The sequence below is a fragment of the Reichenbachiella sp. genome (assembly GCF_965223055.1).
Classification (GTDB): Bacteria; Bacteroidota; Bacteroidia; order Cytophagales; family Cyclobacteriaceae; genus Reichenbachiella.
On the sequence record NZ_CBDCVM010000007.1, the window covers coordinates 105,208 to 124,388 of the forward strand.

General features: G+C 40.1%; 19 protein-coding genes. 12 read left to right on the forward strand and 7 right to left on the reverse strand.

Features of this window, described 5'->3' with window-relative positions; genetic code table 11:
• Positions 1-281: 281 nt before the first annotated feature.
• The 5 genes from ACOQO5_RS07390 (at position 282) to ACOQO5_RS07410 (ending at position 8,565) form a co-directional block, all read left to right on the forward strand.
• On the forward strand, positions 282-1,394 hold the full coding sequence (locus ACOQO5_RS07390; RefSeq protein ID WP_420581049.1) for a tetratricopeptide repeat protein: 1,113 nt from the start codon (positions 282-284) through the stop codon (positions 1,392-1,394).
• Between the two features lie 3 nt (positions 1,395-1,397).
• Positions 1,398-3,341, forward strand: a complete 1,944-nt coding sequence (gene thrS, locus ACOQO5_RS07395; RefSeq protein ID WP_420581050.1) for a threonine--tRNA ligase — start codon at positions 1,398-1,400, stop codon at positions 3,339-3,341.
• A 72-nt stretch (positions 3,342-3,413) separates the two neighbouring features.
• Positions 3,414-4,781: a tRNA uridine-5-carboxymethylaminomethyl(34) synthesis GTPase MnmE gene (gene mnmE, locus ACOQO5_RS07400; protein WP_420581051.1), complete on the forward strand. Its 1,368-nt coding sequence runs from the start codon at positions 3,414-3,416 to the stop codon at positions 4,779-4,781.
• 138 nt (positions 4,782-4,919) lie between these two features.
• Entirely contained in the window at positions 4,920-7,952 is a 3,033-nt protein-coding gene (locus ACOQO5_RS07405; protein ID WP_420581052.1) for a ligand-binding sensor domain-containing protein, read from the forward strand.
• Positions 7,945-8,565, forward strand: a complete 621-nt coding sequence (locus tag ACOQO5_RS07410; RefSeq protein WP_420581053.1) for a DNA-binding response regulator — start codon at positions 7,945-7,947, stop codon at positions 8,563-8,565. The genes ACOQO5_RS07405 and ACOQO5_RS07410 overlap by 8 nt, the downstream gene beginning before the upstream one ends.
• On the opposite strand, the gene ACOQO5_RS07415 is transcribed toward ACOQO5_RS07410, so the two are convergent.
• The gene (locus tag ACOQO5_RS07415; protein ID WP_420581054.1) at positions 8,562-9,059 is read right to left on the reverse strand and encodes a hypothetical protein; all 498 of its coding nucleotides are present in this window, start codon (positions 9,057-9,059) and stop codon (positions 8,562-8,564) included. The two genes, ACOQO5_RS07410 and ACOQO5_RS07415, sit on opposite strands and share 4 nt — an antisense overlap.
• Positions 9,060-9,185: 126 nt before the next feature.
• Here ACOQO5_RS07415 and ACOQO5_RS07420 point away from each other — a divergent pair, with 126 nt between their 5' ends.
• Together ACOQO5_RS07420 and ACOQO5_RS07425 are read left to right on the forward strand one after the other, a co-directional pair.
• Positions 9,186-9,407, forward strand: a complete 222-nt coding sequence (locus ACOQO5_RS07420; RefSeq protein ID WP_420581055.1) for an RNA-binding S4 domain-containing protein — start codon at positions 9,186-9,188, stop codon at positions 9,405-9,407.
• Positions 9,398-9,691 (forward strand): DUF3817 domain-containing protein, encoded by a 294-nt coding sequence (locus ACOQO5_RS07425; protein WP_420581056.1) that lies wholly within the window; start codon positions 9,398-9,400, stop codon positions 9,689-9,691. The genes ACOQO5_RS07420 and ACOQO5_RS07425 overlap by 10 nt, the downstream gene beginning before the upstream one ends.
• A gap of 54 nt (positions 9,692-9,745) precedes the next feature.
• Here the strand turns inward: ACOQO5_RS07425 and ACOQO5_RS07430 are convergent, their stop codons facing one another.
• From ACOQO5_RS07430 to ACOQO5_RS07455, 6 genes are all read right to left on the reverse strand, one after another.
• On the reverse strand, positions 9,746-10,348 hold the full coding sequence (locus ACOQO5_RS07430; RefSeq protein ID WP_420581057.1) for a gluconate 2-dehydrogenase subunit 3 family protein: 603 nt from the start codon (positions 10,346-10,348) through the stop codon (positions 9,746-9,748).
• Positions 10,345-12,069 (reverse strand): GMC oxidoreductase, encoded by a 1,725-nt coding sequence (locus ACOQO5_RS07435; RefSeq protein WP_420581058.1) that lies wholly within the window; start codon positions 12,067-12,069, stop codon positions 10,345-10,347. The genes ACOQO5_RS07430 and ACOQO5_RS07435 overlap by 4 nt, the downstream gene beginning before the upstream one ends.
• Positions 12,070-12,089: 20 nt before the next feature.
• Entirely contained in the window at positions 12,090-12,716 is a 627-nt protein-coding gene (locus ACOQO5_RS07440) for a sugar phosphate isomerase/epimerase family protein (protein ID WP_420581059.1), read from the reverse strand.
• A gap of 4 nt (positions 12,717-12,720) precedes the next feature.
• Positions 12,721-13,026, reverse strand: a complete 306-nt coding sequence (locus ACOQO5_RS07445; RefSeq protein ID WP_420581060.1) for a twin-arginine translocation signal domain-containing protein — start codon at positions 13,024-13,026, stop codon at positions 12,721-12,723.
• A gap of 12 nt (positions 13,027-13,038) precedes the next feature.
• On the reverse strand, positions 13,039-13,395 hold the full coding sequence (locus tag ACOQO5_RS07450) for a c-type cytochrome (protein ID WP_420581061.1): 357 nt from the start codon (positions 13,393-13,395) through the stop codon (positions 13,039-13,041).
• Positions 13,396-13,727: 332 nt separating this feature from the next.
• Positions 13,728-14,753 carry a helix-turn-helix domain-containing protein gene (locus ACOQO5_RS07455; protein ID WP_420581062.1) on the reverse strand — a complete coding sequence of 342 codons (1,026 nt, stop codon included), beginning with the start codon at positions 14,751-14,753 and terminating at the stop codon, positions 13,728-13,730.
• 119 nt (positions 14,754-14,872) lie between these two features.
• Here ACOQO5_RS07455 and ACOQO5_RS07460 point away from each other — a divergent pair, with 119 nt between their 5' ends.
• From ACOQO5_RS07460 to ACOQO5_RS07480, 5 genes are all read left to right on the forward strand, one after another.
• A complete protein-coding gene (locus ACOQO5_RS07460) occupies positions 14,873-16,102 on the forward strand; it encodes a nucleoside permease (RefSeq protein WP_420581063.1) in 1,230 nt (409 codons plus the stop codon).
• A 6-nt stretch (positions 16,103-16,108) separates the two neighbouring features.
• A complete protein-coding gene (locus ACOQO5_RS07465) occupies positions 16,109-17,242 on the forward strand; it encodes a Gfo/Idh/MocA family protein (RefSeq protein ID WP_420581064.1) in 1,134 nt (377 codons plus the stop codon).
• A gap of 1 nt (position 17,243) precedes the next feature.
• A complete protein-coding gene (locus ACOQO5_RS07470; protein WP_420581065.1) occupies positions 17,244-18,302 on the forward strand; it encodes a sugar phosphate isomerase/epimerase family protein in 1,059 nt (352 codons plus the stop codon).
• A 64-nt stretch (positions 18,303-18,366) separates the two neighbouring features.
• Positions 18,367-18,777: a hypothetical protein gene (locus ACOQO5_RS07475; RefSeq protein ID WP_420581066.1), complete on the forward strand. Its 411-nt coding sequence runs from the start codon at positions 18,367-18,369 to the stop codon at positions 18,775-18,777.
• 228 nt (positions 18,778-19,005) lie between these two features.
• A complete protein-coding gene (locus ACOQO5_RS07480) occupies positions 19,006-19,149 on the forward strand; it encodes a hypothetical protein (RefSeq protein WP_420581067.1) in 144 nt (47 codons plus the stop codon).
• Positions 19,150-19,181: the final 32 nt, after the last annotated feature.

Sequence of the window (19,181 nt, forward strand, 5' to 3'; positions counted from 1 at the left end):
AATTCCCTTCTCATAACTGACCAACCTGTGAATTGGTAAATAATTAATCTTGAATTTTACCAAGTTTTACCGAGATAACCAAATTTTGATTTTGAATTATCGTTTTTTTAAGCGTTTTGGTGATAACATGTAGGAGTATTACCTATGGGATTATTTTTAATTTTTTGAAATGCGGTTTATCAATTAAAAATGCATTTTTTTGTGTAGTATTTTAAATGTAAATCTTCACGCGAAGAGATCATGGTCGACAAACGGCCATTATTGAATCTTAACAAGATAGGATGAAACTGAGAATTACTCATGCAGGTTGCCTGGTTGCGATTTATGCCATAATGGCTTCAGCCTTGCTTGGAAGTTGTGATCAACGCATAGGAAAGAATGCAATACCTATTTCGTTAATTCAAAATAGCGTTTTGAATGAGTCCTTTTTGACCTTAGATCATGATTTAACTTCATTAGAGATTGATGAATTAATACAATACTTAAAACTTCATGAGGAAACTGGATGGCAAGGTATTGATGAGAATGAAATTGTATTGTGTCTAGAAACTTTTAAGGGTAATTCTGAATTGTATGAGTTAGTTTCTGATTTCTATCTCGCATATGGAAGTATTGAAAAAGCGCTGCTGTACACATCCGAAGCTGAAGCGAATGGAGCTAACAGTGCCGAATTTTTTAAGAAGAAGGCCAATGTCTATATGGCGATCAAGGAATATGGATTAGCTATAGATTATTTGAATAAAGCTGTTCAGATCAATAGTAATGATCCAGACATATATCTTTTAAAAGGAGATGTTTATTTGAAATTAAAGGATTCCATTTCTGCTTTAAAGTATAAAGAACAAGCTTTTTTTCATGATTCAAGTAGATTGGACATTGCTTTTGATATGGCATATATCTATGCTTCTGAAAATAGAAATGGAGAGGCTTATAGGCTGGTGAACTATTTAATAGATCAGTCATATAAAGTTGAAGCATTAGAATTTCTTACCGTGGATTTGTTGAGAAAGGAGGGGAAACAAGAAGAAGCCAATAAAAAACTTTCTTCTTTGTTGAATGAAGGTATAGTGAGTGCAGGGGAGCAATTGTTAGCATACTATATGCATCAAAAAATGTATGATTCTGCAATTCATTATTCCACAAAAATATTGAATAAAGATAGCCTGAATATAGGGGCGTTGGAAGCAAAGGCGGTGTCGTTTGACTCCAAAGGTTATTTTACCAGTGCATCAATGTATTACAATCAAATGTTGGCTATAGATTCTTTGAATAAAGAAGCGATAGAAGGAGTAAGGAAAGTCAACGGAAAAATCGCATATTTGCGCAAATTAAGAGAGCGAAGAGAAGCTATACCCACTTTTGACTTTGCGACTGAGAAAAAAGAAACGAATTAATTAATGAGTGACGCTAATATTAATATTACTCTTCCAGATGGTAGTGTAAAATCAATGAGCCGAGGAGCAACTGGTATGGATGTTGCCCTAAGCATCAGTGAGGGCTTGGCAAGAAATGTCCTAGCTGCTGAAGTAAATGGAGAGATTTGGGATGCTAATCGCCCAATAAATGAAGATGCTTCAGTGAGTTTGTTGACCTGGAAAGACGAAGGGGGAAAATCTACTTTTTGGCACTCATCTGCACATTTGATGGCGGAAGCTCTAGAAGCTTTATATCCTGGAATTAAGCTAGGAATAGGCCCCGCAATAGAAGGTGGATTCTATTATGATATTGATTTTGGTGAACAAACTTTCGATTCAGAAAATCTCAATGTTTTGGAAAACAAGATGTTGGAACTGGCTCGGGAGAAAAACGAATATGTTCGAAAAGACATTTCTAAAGCTGATGCAATCGCTTATTTCAAGGAAAAAGACGACGAATATAAGCTTGATTTACTAGAAGGCTTAGAGGATGGAAGTATTACCTTCTATGAGCAGGGCAATTTCACCGATTTGTGTAGAGGCCCACACATCCCAAACACGGGTTTTATCAAAGCAGTTAAAGTACTTAACGTAGCAGGAGCTTACTGGCGAGGAGATGAAAATAACAAGCAGTTGACTCGTTTGTATGCAGTCTCTTTTCCAAAACAAAAAGAATTAAAGGAGCATCTGGAATTGCTCGAAGAAGCTAAGAAGAGAGATCATAGAAAATTAGGGAAAGAATTAGAGTTATTCACATTCTCTGAAAAAGTAGGGCAAGGACTACCATTATGGTTGCCAAAAGGCACCATGCTTCGAGAGCGTTTAGAGCAGTTCATGCGTAAAGCACAAATTAAAGCAGGCTACAGCCCAGTGATTACTCCACATATTGGTAATAAAGAGTTGTATGTGACTTCAGGTCATTATGAAAAATATGGTGAGGATTCATTTCAGCCGATTGGTACTCCACATGAAGGGGAGGAGTTCTTTCTGAAGCCAATGAACTGTCCGCATCACTGCGAGATCTATAAATCAAAACCACACTCTTATAAGGATTTGCCTATACGTTATGCCGAATTTGGTACGGTGTACCGATACGAGCAGAGTGGAGAGCTACATGGTTTGACAAGGGTAAGAGGGTTTACGCAAGATGATGCGCACATTTTCTGTACACCTGATCAGGTGAAAGAAGAATTTACCAAAGTGATTGATTTGGTACTTTATACTTTTAAGGCGCTTGGTTTCGACGACTATACTGCGCAAATTTCTCTAAGAGATCCTGAAAACAAAGCCAAATATATCGGTAGCGATGAAAATTGGGAAAAAGCAGAGCGAGCGATTGTGGAAGCTGCTGAAGAGAAAGGACTTAATACAGTTACCGAATATGGTGAAGCCGCTTTTTATGGTCCGAAATTGGACTTCATGGTAAAGGATGCTTTGCGCAGAAGTTGGCAATTGGGTACTATTCAGGTGGATTATAATTTACCGGAAAGATTTGAATTGGAGTACATCGGAGCTGATAATGGACGCCATAGACCAGTGATGCTACATAGAGCGCCGTTTGGATCTTTGGAAAGATTCGTAGCCGTATTGACAGAGCATTGTGGTGGTAATTATCCATTGTGGTTGACTCCAGATCAAATAGCGGTACTTCCTATTTCAGAGAAGTATGCTGACTATGCGCAAGAGGTGTTCTCATTGATGGAAGAAAACGACATCCGTGGATTTATTGATCATAGAGATGAAAAAATAGGTAGAAAGATCAGAGATGCTGAGACTAAGAAGATACCATTCATGTTGATTGTAGGAGAGAAGGAACAGGAAGAGGGTAAAGTAAGTGCGCGTCGTCACGGAGAAGGAGACTTAGGTAGCTTCTCGAAAGATGAGTTTATTTCCTTGTTTAGGAAATCAGCAGACATAGGAGATTAATTAGGAATCAAATGATCATCTTTGAATAGCGAGTGAAGTAATTCTCTCGCTATTTGTTTTTATAATTGAATTATGAGGAATAGTCATTCAGACATAATAGTGGCTTTAGCGACCGCACCGGGTGTGGGGGCGATTGCTGTGATTAGGTTATCTGGCGAAAACTGTGTTGAAGTGGTCTCTGATGTATTTCAAGGCAAAGATCTGACCAAACAAAAATCTCACACGATTCATTTTGGCAATATCATGGATGAAGACCATATCGTAGATGAAGTATTGGTTTCACTTTTTGTAGCTCCTCATTCCTTTACAAAAGAAAACAGTGTAGAACTATCTTGTCATGGCTCTCCTTATATTGTTAACCGTATCATTCAGTTACTGGTAAAAAAAGGAGCTCGTCTGGCAGAGCCGGGTGAATTCACACAACGAGCCTATCTCAATGGTCGTTTTGATTTGGCACAAGCTGAAGCGGTAGCAGATTTAATCGCTTCAGAAAATGAAGCCGCTCATGCCACAGCCCTTAATCAAATGCGAGGGGGGATTTCGAATGAGATCAAAAACTTAAGAGAAAAGTTGGTGCATTTTGCTTCCATGATCGAATTGGAATTGGATTTCTCCGAGGAAGACGTAGAATTTGCTAGTAGAGGAGAGCTCAAAATACTTATTGAGAAAATTGATGTTGTATTGGTGCAACTGATAGATAGCTTCCAATTGGGTAACGTAATTAAAAATGGCGTGCCTGTGGTGATTGTAGGCAAACCCAATGCTGGAAAATCGACGTTGCTCAATGCCTTGTTGGAGGAAGAGAAAGCCATAGTTTCAGATATTGCAGGAACCACAAGGGATATTATCGAGGATGAATTGAATATCCGAGGAGTGAAATTCAGATTTATTGATACAGCTGGATTGCGAGAAACCAAAGATCAAATAGAAGCCATCGGTGTTGAGCGTGCCGAGCAGAAGATGCAAGAGGCTGCATTGATTATGTATTTGTTTGATTTGTCTACTGAGTCACTAGAGACCATTCAGTCGACTGAAGGGATGTTAACTGAAAAAGATAAATCCTATATTTTGGTAGGAAATAAACTAGATAAGGTAAATCAGGAAGAGGTCTCATTGAAAAGCAATGAGCATTATGTTTCCATTTCTGCTAAATCCAAGTCTGGTGTAGATCAGCTCAAGGAGTTAATTTGGACTAAAAGTCAAATGGACAACTTCCAGCCTGGCAATGTAGTAGTTACCAACGCCCGCCACTACCAGAGCTTAGTTAATACCCAAAACTCCCTACACGACGTACTCCGAGGCATCGACAATCAAATCACGAACGACTTCCTGGCGCAGGATATCCGTCACGCCTTACACTTTTTAGGAGAGATCACCGGTGAAATCACTACTGATGATTTGTTGGCGAACATCTTCTCTAAGTTTTGTATCGGCAAGTAATTACATGATTATTAGCAGGGTTGGAATATGTTCTGAAACCATTCTTGCAATAGGGGCATCATCTTAGTATTTTAGCACATAGACATTTTCTAGCATCAACCTGTTAGCCTAAACAATGTTGAACATTAAGAGAAAAGGTTGAGATTATTCCGTGTTGTTTTTAGTCTTGTGTTGCTTCAGCTATACCACTTCAGCTATGCAACGCAATTAGACACCCTTCAAATCAATTATCTTGGTCAAGAACAAGGCCTCAAGCAACTAAATGTTCAGAGGATAGTTCAGGATGAATTGGATTACCTATGGTTCTCTACTGAGGACGGTCTTCATCGATTCAACGGTTTACAGCTTAAGATTTTTACAAGCAATCCACTTGACAGTTTAAGCATTCCTGACGATCACAATAGAGGTCTTTTAATAGTTGATGATACGCTTTGGATCGCATCCAATTCAAAAGGAATTTTTGCTTTAGACCTGAGAACAGAACAGTTTTCAACCCCTTTTCAAGAGTTGTCAAATGCTATTTCTTACCAAGTGTTTTCTCTGGGAGACACACATCTACTATTTTCTTTATCCGATAGATTCTATGTGCTTAACAGAAAATCAAGAAGCCTAACTAAGGTTGAATTACCAAGAGATAAATCAGAAAATTATGTGAAGGATGTAGTGTCTATTGATGAGAATAATTTCCTGCTTGCTACTTTGAGTTCCGGTCTCTTGATATTTAATCTTCAGGATTTTGAACTTACAAAACAGTTCAAATTAGGTGATTTCTCTCACAATGCACTGGCAGTATATAACAAGAATCTGTTCGTTGGTACGGACAAAGGATTATATGCATTGGGCATTAAAGATTTAGACCAACTGGTTAAAATTAGTGATCAACTCATCAACTGTATATATATGCATCATGGCAATGAATTGCTATTGGGAACTAAGGAAGGCTTGAGTAACTATAATTTGGTCAATAGTACCTATGTACAACAAGTGTTTAAGGACCAAGCTGGTCATGTTTTTTATCCTGTAGAGATAGAATCGATCCATGGGGATGATAATGGAAATTTATGGTTTGGAACAGCAGGAGAGGGTCTTCATCATTACAACGAGTATCAAGAAAAATTCAAAACGATAAACCTTAGTATTCCTGAATATTCAAGAGATACTAAGCTTAGTACCTTTCAATTGTTGCCTGATAAAGATTCCATACTTTGGTTAGGAACATCTTTTAACGTACTGAAATACAATCAGATTAGCGGTGAGTTTAAGCACTACGCCGATTTCCCCGAATCTTTGATTTATACTTTGAAGAAAGATTTCAATGAAGATATCTGGTGTGGTGGTTTTGACGGAACAGGTTTGTTGAAATATAACAGAGGCACTGACCAATTTGAACGAGTAGCTTTCGATAAAGGGGAAAACAATAAGACTGTTATTGAAATTCAACCACTTTCAAATAGCCAACTATTATTTGCCACTTGGTCCAGTGGAATATTTGTTTATGATATAGGAAAACAAACGGTTGATGAATTTCTTGTGGATGGAGAACAATTAAATAGAGCAAGAATATCTTTTGTGGACAGCCGGGGAAATTTGTGGCTAGGCTCGGATCAAGGAGCGTTTAAGATTGAACAAATGGGGGAAGGCCTGGTTCACCATTTTGATGCTGAAAGCTCAGATTCTACTGTAATAACAAGCAATAGAGTGTTTGGAATAAATGAGGATTCGGAAGGTAATGTCTGGTTGGGTACCAGTACTGGACTTACTAAAATATCACCTGACTCACATCAAACAACAAGGTATTATGCACAGGAAGGTTTTCCTAATGATTTTGTCTATGGAGTACTAGTAGATAAAATGGATCATATTTGGTTGAGCACCAACCAAGGAATTTCAAAGTTGAATCCAGATTCAGAAGTTTTTCTATCGTATTCTCAAAAGGATGGTCTTCAAAATGATGAATTCAACGGGAAGGCAGCTAATCAGGACGCTTTTGGAAACTTGTATTTTGGAGGTGTAGGAGGAATCAATATTTTCAATCCGCAGCAGATCAATGCAAACCCATATCAACCTATGGTTCACTTGGAGTCTGTGGAAGTATTTAATCAACCTGTGGATCTTAACGGTCTCTATACGGATGCATATACCTTCAAGAGTGAGGAACAAGTGTTGAGCTTTCAATATGCCGCTACTAATTTTTTGAACCCAACAAAGGTTAGTTATAGCTTTTATATGGAAGGTTTCGATAAGGATTGGAGGCCTGCCACAAAGAGCCAGTCAACTACCTATACAAATCTATCGCCTGGGGAATACAATTTTCGAATCAAGGCGACCAATGATAATGGCACCTGGGGCAATAATGAACGAGTGGTAAACATTGTAATCGTTCCACCTTGGTATGACACTTGGTGGTTTAGGGTTGGAGCGACGTTGGTTGTAGTTCTTTTGATTACACTTTTTGCGTTGTATAAATTCTACAGTCTGAAAAAAAACAAAGCAATGCTTGAACAGTTGGTAACAGAAAGAACCAATGAACTGAGTGAAGCTTTAGATGTTTCGAATGCGCAAAAAGATAGTATCAAATTCTTGATGAAAGAATTGAAGCATCGGGTTAAAAATAATCTTCAAATCATATCGAGCCTGTTGAGTTTACAAGCTGTTCAGATGAAAGATAGTCAGGCGGTAGATAGTTTGAATTCGGCTAAGAACAGAATATCAAATATTTCATATCTGGAGAATATGATGGACTCTGAAAGTGAGCACATTCAAGTTGATGTGTTTACCAAAGGCATCTGCGAAAATATAATCCGTCTGATATCAGCGGATGAGACCCAAACTTTTTCAGTAAGCTATAATTTAAAGCCAGCCAAGGTAGCCAATTTTAATATCACGATTTATGGATTGATAATCAATGAATTACTAACAAATACGAGTAAGTATGCATTCACTGAATGGAATGAAAAGAATCTATTGAACATTAGCTGTGAGGTAAAAAGAGACTGGCTTGAATTGATTATTGCTGACAATGGGATTGGCTACGACCTCAAACAAGTCAAAAACACCTCTCTGGGTCTGGATTTGGTGAAAGATATGGTGAGCCAATTGAAAGGCAAAATAGAAATCGAGAGTAAAGAAGGAGTACGTAACATAATTAGAATACCAATTGAAAATGAGTAAACTAAGTATATTGTTGATAGAGGATGAGGCGATTATTGCAAAGGATATAAAAGTTACGCTGGAAGCAAAGGAATACGCCGAGGTAGATGTTGCATTAAGTGTAGATGCTGCCAGGGAAAGGTATGTTGAGAAGACATATGATTTGGTCATTTCTGATATAAATCTAAATGCATCGATAGATGGGATTGAATTGGTAAAGGAGCTTTGTCAGATTAGAAAAACTCCGGTGGTTTATTTGTCGGCCTATGCAGATGAAAGCACAATAAAAAAGGCAGAAACTTCGTCGCCATATGCTTATTTGTTGAAGCCATTCAATTCAAATCAATTGAAACTCACCATTAATCTGGCTATTCTAAATTCTAGCAAAGAACATGCTGAGGTAGAGCTTAACAAAAAAAATGTAGATCTCCTGAAATCTTTGACTAAAAGGGAACAAGAGATATTGTTTGTACTGGCTTCAGGCAAGCCCAGTAAGGAAGCCGGAGATATGTTGCATATAGCTACGTCTACTGTAGAGAAGCACAAGCAAAACATCAAAGAGAAACTAAACCTCAAAACAATAGGAGAGCTGGTGAACTTTGCCGTGTCTACAAAAACGGTGAGTTTAGATTAATCATTATTTCTTCGGAAATTGATGCCTTGAATAATGACAGCAATGGCATAGGCAAATAAGAGATAACCCAAATAGTTTTGAGAGATTTCAAAGAATTGACAGTCACATATTTTTGATACTGGGCTGGTCTTTCTGATGAAAGCAGAAAAGCTAAACTCTAAAGCCTTAGTAAAAGAAAGTTCGGTCACTTGATTGATCGAGCCGAAGTAGACTGCTCCAAATAGAAATATACTTGTCACCGGACTAGCCACTCCCCACAAAACTAAGCCTGGTAACCTGATGTACTTGCTACTGGAAGCTTTGGCCATATTTAGGAGCATCCAGATAATAACGAACACGGCTAAAACAAATGCGATCCAAATGACTGCATGGATATGGAAAAAGGCCGGATACACCTGGCTGATAAAAAGAATAGCCAATGGAACAAAAACACCTATTCCAAGATTTAAAATGGTGTATTTCTGAAGTAGATTTTTTTCGTTTGTGTTAGGCAAATTCTGATAGCAAATTGTGAGTATGTCATCTAAGATAAGAAATATTGATAATACCTAAATTGATCACCTTGTGTAGTGCTTGAAGTCGATCGGTTTGTCATAGCTTTGTGGCTCATTTATAGCATTATGGAATCATTCAATTTACGACCGGGCGAAGAATTTATAGAACTTAATAATCTCATTAAGGCCTTTGGTTGGGTAGCCACTGGTGGCGAGGCCAAGATTAGAATTGATAACGGAGAAGTAACAGTAAATGGTGAGATTGAAACCCGAAAAAGGAAGAAAATGAAAGTAGGGGATATCGTCGAATTTGAAGGACAAAAAGGAAAAGTAGCAACATGGAGTTAAATACACCTATTGGGAGATTGAGATTATTGGCTGTGCTAGAAGGTATCAGTTATTTACTTTTCGCTATTACCATGCCGCTGAAATATATGCTGGATATCCGAGAACCTAATTTTTATGTGGGTATGGCGCATGGCTGGCTTTTTATTCTATATGGAATCTTCTGCCTTCAGAATATCTATATCCACAAATGGGGGATGAAGACCTCTGCGATAGCATTGATTGCTTCTTTAGTACCTTTTGGGACGTTTTACGCGGATGTTAAAATTTTCAGTAGAGTAGAATAAAAAGGTAGACTAAACTATAAGTCTAATCCACTTCGCTTCACTATTCCGTAATTTTTACACTTTTCTAAGTGCAGCCCATGACCATGGCTTCATATACATTGGTTTGGTCTCGGATGTTACTTCCACACATCCAGTATATTTTCCTGGAATGGGCAGGAAATTGAAGTTGTTTTTAGCTACAATTTCTGATGATAAATAGGCCCAAATAGCTAATTGTTTGATCATCACATAACCTGGCCTACTTTCAAAAGACTCACCAGTTTCTTCATTCGAGTAGATATATACAGGATTTTCTTCCACATTTGATTCTTCCTTCAATAGGATGGCCTCTTTTTCATTTAGCTTGATCGAATCAAAATCCATCTCTTCATATTTTGCAAGTGATTCTAGAAAAACAAGCTGCTCTTGACTGGTATAGAGATCAGTCACGATTCTGTCGATAAATGGTCCCACTTTAGCATCTTTTGCTCCAGGAGATTTTTCGGTATGCGGTAAGATTACTTCTGCAATTTCTTCTAATAATTTTATCTGATTGATAGTCAGTAGTCCTTCCTGTTTCTCAGAAAAAGTACATCCATTCAATAAAAAGGCATCTGCGCCAATCACCGTTCCGCCTACGATCAGGCCAACTGATTTGAGTATCTCACGTCTGTTCATAGGTTTCCTTTTTTCAGTTCATCAATAGCATAATTAGCTGCCCTGGCTGTAATTGCCATGTAGGTCAGCGATGGATTCTGACAAGCTGAGGATGTCATGCAGGCTCCATCTGACACAAATACATTTTTAGCATTATGCACTTGATTGTATTTGTTGAGGATAGAATCCTTTGGACTGTGTCCCATACGTGCCGTGCCCATTTCGTGTATCCCAAGCCCTACATTCCATTTTGGGTCAATCCCTGTGCTTATGTCCTTGCAGCCAAAAGCTTCCATCATTTCGGCTGCCGTGTCGAGCGAGTCCTGAAGCATAGCATCCTCATTTTCTTTAAACTCTGCATCTACTTCAATCAGTGGCACACCCCATTCGTCTTTTTGTTTACCATTCAGTGTGATTCGGTTTTCTGCATAGGGTAGTTGCTCACCCATAGGTCCCATACTCATACCCCAAGAACCAAATTCAGTCAGTTTGTCTTTGAATCCGATACCAAATTTCGGATCATCTGGTTTGAAATTTCCAGCACCTCTTCCAGCTCTGAGTTGATAGGCATAACCTCTTAAGAAATCCTCTTGTCTGTCATCTTTATAATTTCTGAATCTAGGCATGTACAAGCCTGTAGGGCGATGGCCATTAAAATAACTGTCTTCGTAGCCTTCTATTCTCCCACGAGCATAGCCTCTAAAATCGTGATCCATCAGGTAGCGTCCAAGTACATCGTTTTCATTTCCTAATCCTTCCTGGAAAGTGTTGGACTTCGAATTGAGTAATATCGCAGTGGTATTCACTGTACCAGCGTTTAAGAAGATTATACGGCTGTAATATTCAGTTACTTCTTTTGTGTTGGCATCAATAACTCGTACACCGATGGCTTTTCCTTTGTCGTCATCATAGATGATGGAATGAACCACGGAGTGAGGACGTAAGGTCATGTAGCCCGTTTTTTTGGCCGCGGGAAGTGTAGAGCTATTGGAACTATAGTAGCCTCCATAAGGGCAGCCTCTAGCACAGCGATTACGAGACATACATGGTCCTCTTTCGTTGTGCCTTTGAGTGATGTTGGCTGATCGGCCACTGACCACATTTCGGCCAGGAAAGTCGCCCTCAATTGCTTTTTTGATGTCTTTCTCTACACAATTCATCTCAAAAGCAGGTAGAAATTCTCCATCTGGAATTTGATCTAGCCCGTCACGGTTGCCGCTTATGCCGATGAACTCCTCAACATAACTGTACCATGGTGCAAGGTCTGCATAGCGAATTGGCCAGTCGATGCCATTTCCATCTTTAGCATTCGCTTCAAAATCCAGGTCACTCCAGCGCTGAACCTGCCTGGCCCACATGAGCGATTTTCCGCCCACCTGATAACCCCTGATCCAGTCAAACGGTTTGATTTGGATGTAAGGATGCTCTTTGTCTTTCACGAAGTGGTGCTCGTGTTCTTTAGTAAAAGCGTAGCACTTGCCGACGACAGGATTGTCGGCTATCACTTGAGGATCCATGGCCATGCCATATGGGTCCGTCCATGGCTCCATCGTCGCGGTGGGATAGTCGCCATGCTCGATATTGCGACCGCGTTCCAAAACAAGCGTGTTAAATCCCTTTTCGGTTAATTCTTTTGCTGCCCAGCCACCACTCAAGCCTGAACCTACAACGATGGCGTCAAAGTGATTGGCTTTGTTCGAGTTGATGTTGAACGTACTGCTATCTTCTAGAATCTTGTTCATTTTCTATTGGGTTAATGGGTTTACAAGGAAGCGATGGTTTTTTCTAGCAGCGCTTTTGTGGCCTTGATGCCCTCATATTCACTCAGTTTTTTGCCTTCATATTCTACGCCAATGTATCCTTTGAATCCAGCGCTCTTCACAATCTTCAGCATTTTGGAAAAGTCAGAATGAATTTCATTGCCGTTTTCGTCAAAGTCATGCGACTTGGCACTAACTCCTTTGGCAAATGGCATGATTTCTTTCATGCCCTGGTAGCGATCGTAGTCTTCGAGACAATTCCAGTTTTCGTCTCTAGTGATGCAGAAGTTGCCGAAGTCGGGTAGGGTACCACAGTTGTTCATATCAACAGAAGAAATCACTTTGTTAAGCCATTGCCCATTAGAAGAGTGCCCACCGTGATTTTCGACGATCACATTGATGTCAAGACCCTTGGCGAAAGTGGACAGGCTTCTAAGTCCTTCGATGGCATTCTGCTGTACTTCCTCAGCTGAACCTTGGCCAGCAGCATTTACGCGTATGGAGTGACAGTCCAGCTGTTTGGCTGCTTCTATCCATTTGTAATGGTTTTCTACTGCCTGATTTCTTTTCGATTCATCATTATCACCTAGATCACCTTCACCATCTATCATAATCAGCAAGCTTTTCACGCCATTAATCAGCTGCTACTTGCTTCATTTGGTTGATATATGCTTTGTCCTTGGCCTTGTCTTTGAAAAACTGACTGACGTATTCCACAGCCGAGATACCGAATTCATTTTTGGTGACTTTGGCGAAATCCAGGTTGTCTATTTCTCCTGCGAACAAGGCTTTGTGTAATGACCATTGCGCCAGTGAGATTTTGAAGTCTGAAGTATTCATTGTGTTTGTACATGCATTTAGGAGGGGAGAGGAAGCAACGGCCAAACTGCCTGTGAGTAATCCTGATTGCTTGATGAAGTTTCTTCTGTTTGTTTTCATTTTTGATTTGTGTTAATTCAAGGAATTGATCCAGTTAGCAATATCCAATAATTCGTCTTTATCCAGGTGGGGTAATGCTATCATAGGTGCAGGGTAATCCGGCCAATTTTCAGGTTCTGGCTTGTAGATCAGTTCGACGATTCGTTCATTGCTATAATTTCGTTTGGCAATTTCCACATAAGGAGGCCCCATCAACTTCTCCTTTTCTTTATGACAAGCAAAGCAGGTGTTTTTCTCCAGCAGTTGCTTGATTTTGAATTTGTTTGCTATAGGCCGCTCTGCTGCGGATTGCTCGCTGCTCTTGCCAGAACCACAACTCAAGATGGCTAGACTCAAGTAGCAGAATAAGACGTGATTTAATGTTTTCATTTAATCGTTTTGATGTAGTGTCAGTAAGTGTATAAAATCTATCAGTTCATAATCCCTGTTTTATGAATTCACTTAAAACTTTATCTAAAGTATAGGATTAGAATAAATGGATTGTTTAAAATCATTCAATGAATGAAATTGTACATAGAAACACTTCCAAAGTTCCAAACTTTGGAAGTGTTGAATAGGAGAGTCCGGTTAACCTGTTTGACTCTTGCACTACAGTATTCAATTCGTATTCATCTCCTTCGCAGACCCGTTCTGCGATCTATCTGAAAGAACAGCAGCTCCGAAAGAGACAGATGCCGCAATGAATGCGGCAAGTAGGAAACTCAAGTCACTTCCACCTTATTTTTCACCCTAAACTCCTGCGGAGAACATTTTTCTTGCTTCTTAAATACAGTAGAAAAATACTGACTGGTCGCAAAACCACAGGTATATGCGATTTGCGTTGCGCTTTGTTCAGGGTGATCAAGTAGTAATCTTTTAGACCAATCAATACGTTTCTTGGTGAGTAGCTGCATGGGTGTGAGATTGGTTAACTGCTTGCAGTGATGGGTGAATCGTGTAGCACCCAGCCCGGAGGATGCAGCCATCTCTTCGATCGTCCAGGGGTGGGAAAGGTTGTTGGATAATTCGGAGATAAACTGCTTAGCCGAGCGCATACTGTCAGTTAGTGACTCATTTAGTACCATCTTGCCCTTGTCAAACATGTCCAAAAGATGGATCAATAGTTCGTTGATATGAATCCTAAGTTTGGAAGCTGAAGAGCCATTTACATCCTGATGGATTGTCTGATTGATTTGTTTGAAGCAGGCTTTGATTTCAGTTGTAGCTTTCCAGACAGGTTGTTCGTTTTGTCTGAGCAATAGATTAAGACGATTGAGGTCATGGTCTGATAGTACAATCCAATCCGGCCAAGTCCATGGTTGATGTGGACGACGAACGCCCACATCTATAATCACCCAGTAAAATTTGCCAATGCCGACGTATGGATTGCCCACTTTGTGCTGCTGCCAGGGGCGAGTGATGGTAAAGTCTCCTGGAAATAATTCTGTTTCAGTGTTTTCTACTGCATAGGGCATGTGGCCTGATTCCAGGAAGTGAAACTCCACACCTTCGTTGCGGTGCCAGTCCAGCCCCCAATCTTGAGATTCGTTGGCACTCCAGTAGCCGATGGTATTCAGGCCTCTGGTGTCATTGGTGAGTCGGTCACCAGGGTAGGTGTGCCTGGCTAATGCTTTAAACTCCACCTTTTCGCGTTTGACAGCGTCTACGAGTGGTAAGCAAGTGTCAGCATGATAGACCGATCCATTTTCTTCCCGAAAGGGTACGATGCTTTGTTTAATATTATTCATTGAAATATTTTAAACATGTTACAAATTGAAAAAAGCTATTTTGCTTTAGTTATCCAGTTTCGGGAAAGTGGGGCAATTGGATTGATCAAATTTATACAAAAATTTAATTAACGTTTTTAATGAAGAAATCAACACAAACCCAGTTGTCAGTGATGATGTTTCTGGAGTTTTTTATTTGGGGTGGGTGGTTTGTGACGCTAGGTACTTTTTTGGGAAATAACCTAAATGCCACAGGAGCAGAAACGGGCATGGCCTATTCCACGCAATCCTGGGGCGCCATTGTTGCTCCATTTATTATTGGGCTGATTGCTGACCGATATTTTAATGCAGAACGAATATTGGGAGTTCTCCATATTGCAGGCGCTCTTATGATGTTTTTACTTTCCCAAGCGTCTGATTTTGGTGCATTCTATCCCTACCTTTTAGGTTATATGATATTGTACATGCCTACCCTGGCTTTGGTTAATTCTGTATCATTCAATCAGATGACAGACCCCACTAAGGAGTTTTCTTATATTAGAGTATGGGGTACAATAGGGTGGATTATTGCAGGTCTGGCAATCAGTTATGTTTTTGGTTGGGATTCTCGTGAAGGGATTCAAAATGGACTTCTCAAAAATTCATTCCTCATGACTGCTTTTGCTTCTGGAGTTTTGGGTTTGTTTAGCTTTAGCCTGCCCAAGACACCACCTAGAGAAAACGGAGGTGATAAACTTTCTTTGTCTGATATACTTGGACTAGAAGCTCTAAAGTTATTAAAAGATCGAAATTTTCTCATATTTTTCCTTTCTTCAGTGATGATTTGTATTCCGTTGGCTTTTTACTATCAAAACGCCAACCCTTTTTTGGCGGAAATTGGTGTAGCCAACCCAACTGGAAAGATGACTATTGGACAAGCTTCCGAAGTATTGTTCATGTTATTACTTCCAGTGTTCTTTAAGAGATTTGGATTTAAGAAAACCATTTTGGTAGGTATGCTGGCCTGGGCTCTCCGATATGTATTGTTTGCCTTTGGCAATGCAGACGAATTGAGCTTCATGCTCCTATTGGGCATAGCACTCCATGGTATTTGCTACGATTTCTTTTTTGTCTCCGGACAGATTTATACAGATAGCAAGGCAGGAGAAAAACATAAAAGTGCAGCACAAGGATTGATCACTTTGGCCACTTATGGCGTAGGAATGTTGATTGGGTTTTGGATAGCCGGAAAGATATCGGATAGCTATGTAAATGCAGAAGGCCTACATGACTGGAATGAGATTTGGTTTTATCCAGCGGGATTTGCAGCCCTTATTCTTATTGTCTTTAGCCTGAGTTTCAAAAACGAGGAAGTCGAATATAAAGCCTAACAACAGATGAGTAAAGGAAGAATAAAATGGGGAATGCTTGGCGGTGGTCAAGGTGCTTTTATCGGAATAGCTCATCGCATTGCAGCTTATATGGGAGAGCGATATGAACTGGTAGGTGGTGCCTTTGATGTGGATTATGAACAGGGTAAGTCTTTTGCCAATGATCTTGAGTTAAACATTCAACGAGTATATCCTGACGTAGAGACGCTTATTTCAGAGGAGAGCAAATTACCCAATTCGGAGCGGATGGAAGTGGTGTCCATAGTGACGCCGAACTTCTTGCATTACCCTATGGCTAAAAGTCTTTTGGAAGGCGGTTTTCATGTGATTTGCGAAAAACCCATGACAATGACTGCTGCTGAAGCAGAAGACATACAAAGTCTTGTGAAACAATCAGGTAAGCATTTTTGTTTGACGCATACTTATACGGGATATCCGATGGTTCGGCAGATGAAAACCATGATCGCCAAGGGAGAAATTGGAGAAATTCAACGCGTGGATGTTCAATATTATCAGGGTTGGATCAATCCTTTCATTCACGAAAGTGAAAAAAGAAAAGAGGTGTGGAGATTGGATCCAGAAAAGTCTGGGATTTCCTGCTGTATCGGAGATATTGGTCTACATGCATTCAATCTAGCAGAATACACTACAGGCTTAAAGGTGGATCATTTGCTGTCTGATCTCAATCATTTGTATGAAGATAATAGTTTGGATGTGGATGGTACGATGCTGATCCGTATGGGGAAAGCCAAAGGAGTGATTAGAGCTAGTCAGATTGCTACTGGAGAAGAAAATAATCTAACCATTCAGGTATATGGAAAGGAAGGAGGTTTAAAGTGGTGCCAGGAAAATCCTACTGAGTTGGTACTATTGAAAGAAGGACAACCTATTCAAACACTGAAGCCCGGCAATCCTTACAACACGGCACTAACAATGGCGAGCACTAAGATGGCACCTGGGCATCCTGAAGGGATTTTTGATGCCATGGGCAATATTTACAAAGGCATGGCCAAAGCCATACGTGAAGAACAACTGATGGCAGGTGAATATCCTACGGTTATGGATGGTGTACGAGGCATGAAGTTTATAGAAAAAGTAGTAGAATCTAACCTTGACGGAAACGTCTGGAAAACACTCTAAGATGAAAACGATTAAAGGACCGGCCATATTTTTGGCTCAGTTTCTCGGCGATGTGGCCCCTTACAACAATCTGAAAAATATCTGTGAATGGGTAGCAGAATTGGGATATAAGGCTGTGCAGCTTCCGGCCTGGGACCAGCGTGTCATTGACATAGAAAAAGCCGCAGAGAGTAAAAGTTATTGTGATGATATCAAAGGTGTGGTGAACGAAGCTGGTTTGGAAATCTCTGAGCTATCGACCCATCTCCTGGGTCAATTGGTGGCTTCGCACCCAGCTTATGATGCCATGTTCGATGCTTTTGCACCAGAGGTATTGCACAACAATCCTAAAGCCAGGTCTGAATGGGCCGTAAATCAAATGAAAGCTTCGGCTCAAGCAAGTAATCATTTAGGTCTAAAGGTGATGGGTTCATTTTCGGGATCATTACTTTTTCATACTATGTATCCCTGGCCACAAAGGCCCACGGGTTTGGTAGAAGCTGGATTTAAGGAGCTGGCGAAGAGATGGTTGCCTATTTTGGATCATTGCAATGGTTTAGGGGTAGAGGTGTGCTATGAGTTACATCCTGGCGAAGACTTACACGATGGCGTGACTTTCGAGCGGTTTTTGGAAGTGACGAATAATCATTCGAATGTCAAGATCTTGTACGATCCAAGCCATTTTGTTTTGCAGCAGATAGACTATATTCAGTTTATCGATTTCTATCACGATTATATCCGGATGTTTCATGTGAAAGATGCCGAGTTTCATCCCAACGGAAAATCCGGGGTCTATGGAGGCTATCAAGACTGGGTAGATCGACCAGGTAGGTTTCGATCATTAGGTGATGGACAGGTGGACTTCAAACAAATATTTAGTAAGCTAAGTCAATATGGCTACGATGGCTGGGCAGTTCTGGAGTGGGAGTGTTGTATCAAATCGCCGGAACGAGGGGCGAGCGAAGGAGTACCATTTATAACAGATCATATCATAGAAGTGACACAAAAAGCGTTTGATGATTTTGCCGGAGGTGCAATTGATCAAAATCAACTCAATAAAATTTTAGGATTGAATAAGTAGAGATGTATCCGAACGGAGTACATTCTTACTAGTTTTGCGCCTTCCTATTGGTTCGCAATAAATTATGAAGGCAACTCATTTCTACTTAATAGAAGTTCAATACCTTGGTTTTCGATATCATGGATGGCAAAGACAGCCAGGCGTGAAGACCGTGCAGGAAATGATTGAACGTACGCTTAAGTATATTTTGTCTGACAAGCCTTTTAAGATATTAGGTGCAAGCCGTACAGATGCTATGGTATCTGCTACTCAGGCAGCATTTGAGTTGTTTTTAGAAGAGTCTGAGGATGAGCAGCAATTATTGGCCGATTTCAATGAAAACTTGCCTGCTGATATTCGAGCCATTAGCATCGAAGCCGTAGATCAAAAGTTTAACGTGATCCAACATGCCAAGGAAAAGGAGTACTTGTACTTGTTTTCATTTGGAGAGAAAAAACCATCCGTTTGCAGCGCCCTTTATTACCTACATTCGTGAAGACTTGGATATAGACTTGATGAAACAGGGAGCACAGCTATTTCAAGGTACGCACAACTTCCAGGAGTATTGCTACAAACCCAAAGAAGGCACACAGTTTGAGCGAGAGGGTTAGCTGTAGTGAGATTGTAGAAAATGACATTTGGACCGCTAATTTTTTTCCTGAACAGAGTTTTGTTTATCGGGTAAAAGGAATGGGTTTTATGCGCAATCAGATTCGACTTTTTTATGGGGCGATTGATTAGGTTGGGCAAGCACCAAATCTCTTTGGAAAGTATTCAGCAATCACTTGATCTACCTTCTGAATCTCCGGATTACTACATCGCTCCGGCATCCGGCCTGATGTTGCATCAAATGAAGTTCAAAAAATAGGATTTGATAACTAGCGAATATTTCGTATTATT

What these genes read in the sequence shown, in the direction of transcription:
- ACOQO5_RS07390 (WP_420581049.1), top strand. Translation starts at nt 282, where the DNA reads ATGAAACTGAGAATTACTCATGCAGGTTGCCTGGTTGCGATTTATGCC.
- thrS (WP_420581050.1), top strand. Translation starts at nt 1,398, where the DNA reads ATGAGTGACGCTAATATTAATATTACTCTTCCAGATGGTAGTGTAAAA.
- mnmE (WP_420581051.1), top strand. Translation starts at nt 3,414, where the DNA reads ATGAGGAATAGTCATTCAGACATAATAGTGGCTTTAGCGACCGCACCG.
- ACOQO5_RS07410 (WP_420581053.1), top strand. Translation starts at nt 7,945, where the DNA reads ATGAGTAAACTAAGTATATTGTTGATAGAGGATGAGGCGATTATTGCA.
- ACOQO5_RS07420 (WP_420581055.1), top strand. Translation starts at nt 9,186, where the DNA reads ATGGAATCATTCAATTTACGACCGGGCGAAGAATTTATAGAACTTAAT.
- ACOQO5_RS07425 (WP_420581056.1), top strand. Translation starts at nt 9,398, where the DNA reads ATGGAGTTAAATACACCTATTGGGAGATTGAGATTATTGGCTGTGCTA.
- ACOQO5_RS07430 (WP_420581057.1), bottom strand. Translation starts at nt 10,348, where the DNA reads ATGAACAGACGTGAGATACTCAAATCAGTTGGCCTGATCGTAGGCGGA.
- ACOQO5_RS07435 (WP_420581058.1), bottom strand. Translation starts at nt 12,069, where the DNA reads ATGAACAAGATTCTAGAAGATAGCAGTACGTTCAACATCAACTCGAAC.
- ACOQO5_RS07445 (WP_420581060.1), bottom strand. Translation starts at nt 13,026, where the DNA reads ATGAAAACAAACAGAAGAAACTTCATCAAGCAATCAGGATTACTCACA.
- ACOQO5_RS07450 (WP_420581061.1), bottom strand. Translation starts at nt 13,395, where the DNA reads ATGAAAACATTAAATCACGTCTTATTCTGCTACTTGAGTCTAGCCATC.
- ACOQO5_RS07455 (WP_420581062.1), bottom strand. Translation starts at nt 14,753, where the DNA reads ATGAATAATATTAAACAAAGCATCGTACCCTTTCGGGAAGAAAATGGA.
- ACOQO5_RS07460 (WP_420581063.1), top strand. Translation starts at nt 14,873, where the DNA reads ATGAAGAAATCAACACAAACCCAGTTGTCAGTGATGATGTTTCTGGAG.
- ACOQO5_RS07465 (WP_420581064.1), top strand. Translation starts at nt 16,109, where the DNA reads ATGAGTAAAGGAAGAATAAAATGGGGAATGCTTGGCGGTGGTCAAGGT.
- ACOQO5_RS07470 (WP_420581065.1), top strand. Translation starts at nt 17,244, where the DNA reads ATGAAAACGATTAAAGGACCGGCCATATTTTTGGCTCAGTTTCTCGGC.
- ACOQO5_RS07475 (WP_420581066.1), top strand. Translation starts at nt 18,367, where the DNA reads ATGAAGGCAACTCATTTCTACTTAATAGAAGTTCAATACCTTGGTTTT.
- ACOQO5_RS07480 (WP_420581067.1), top strand. Translation starts at nt 19,006, where the DNA reads ATGGGGCGATTGATTAGGTTGGGCAAGCACCAAATCTCTTTGGAAAGT.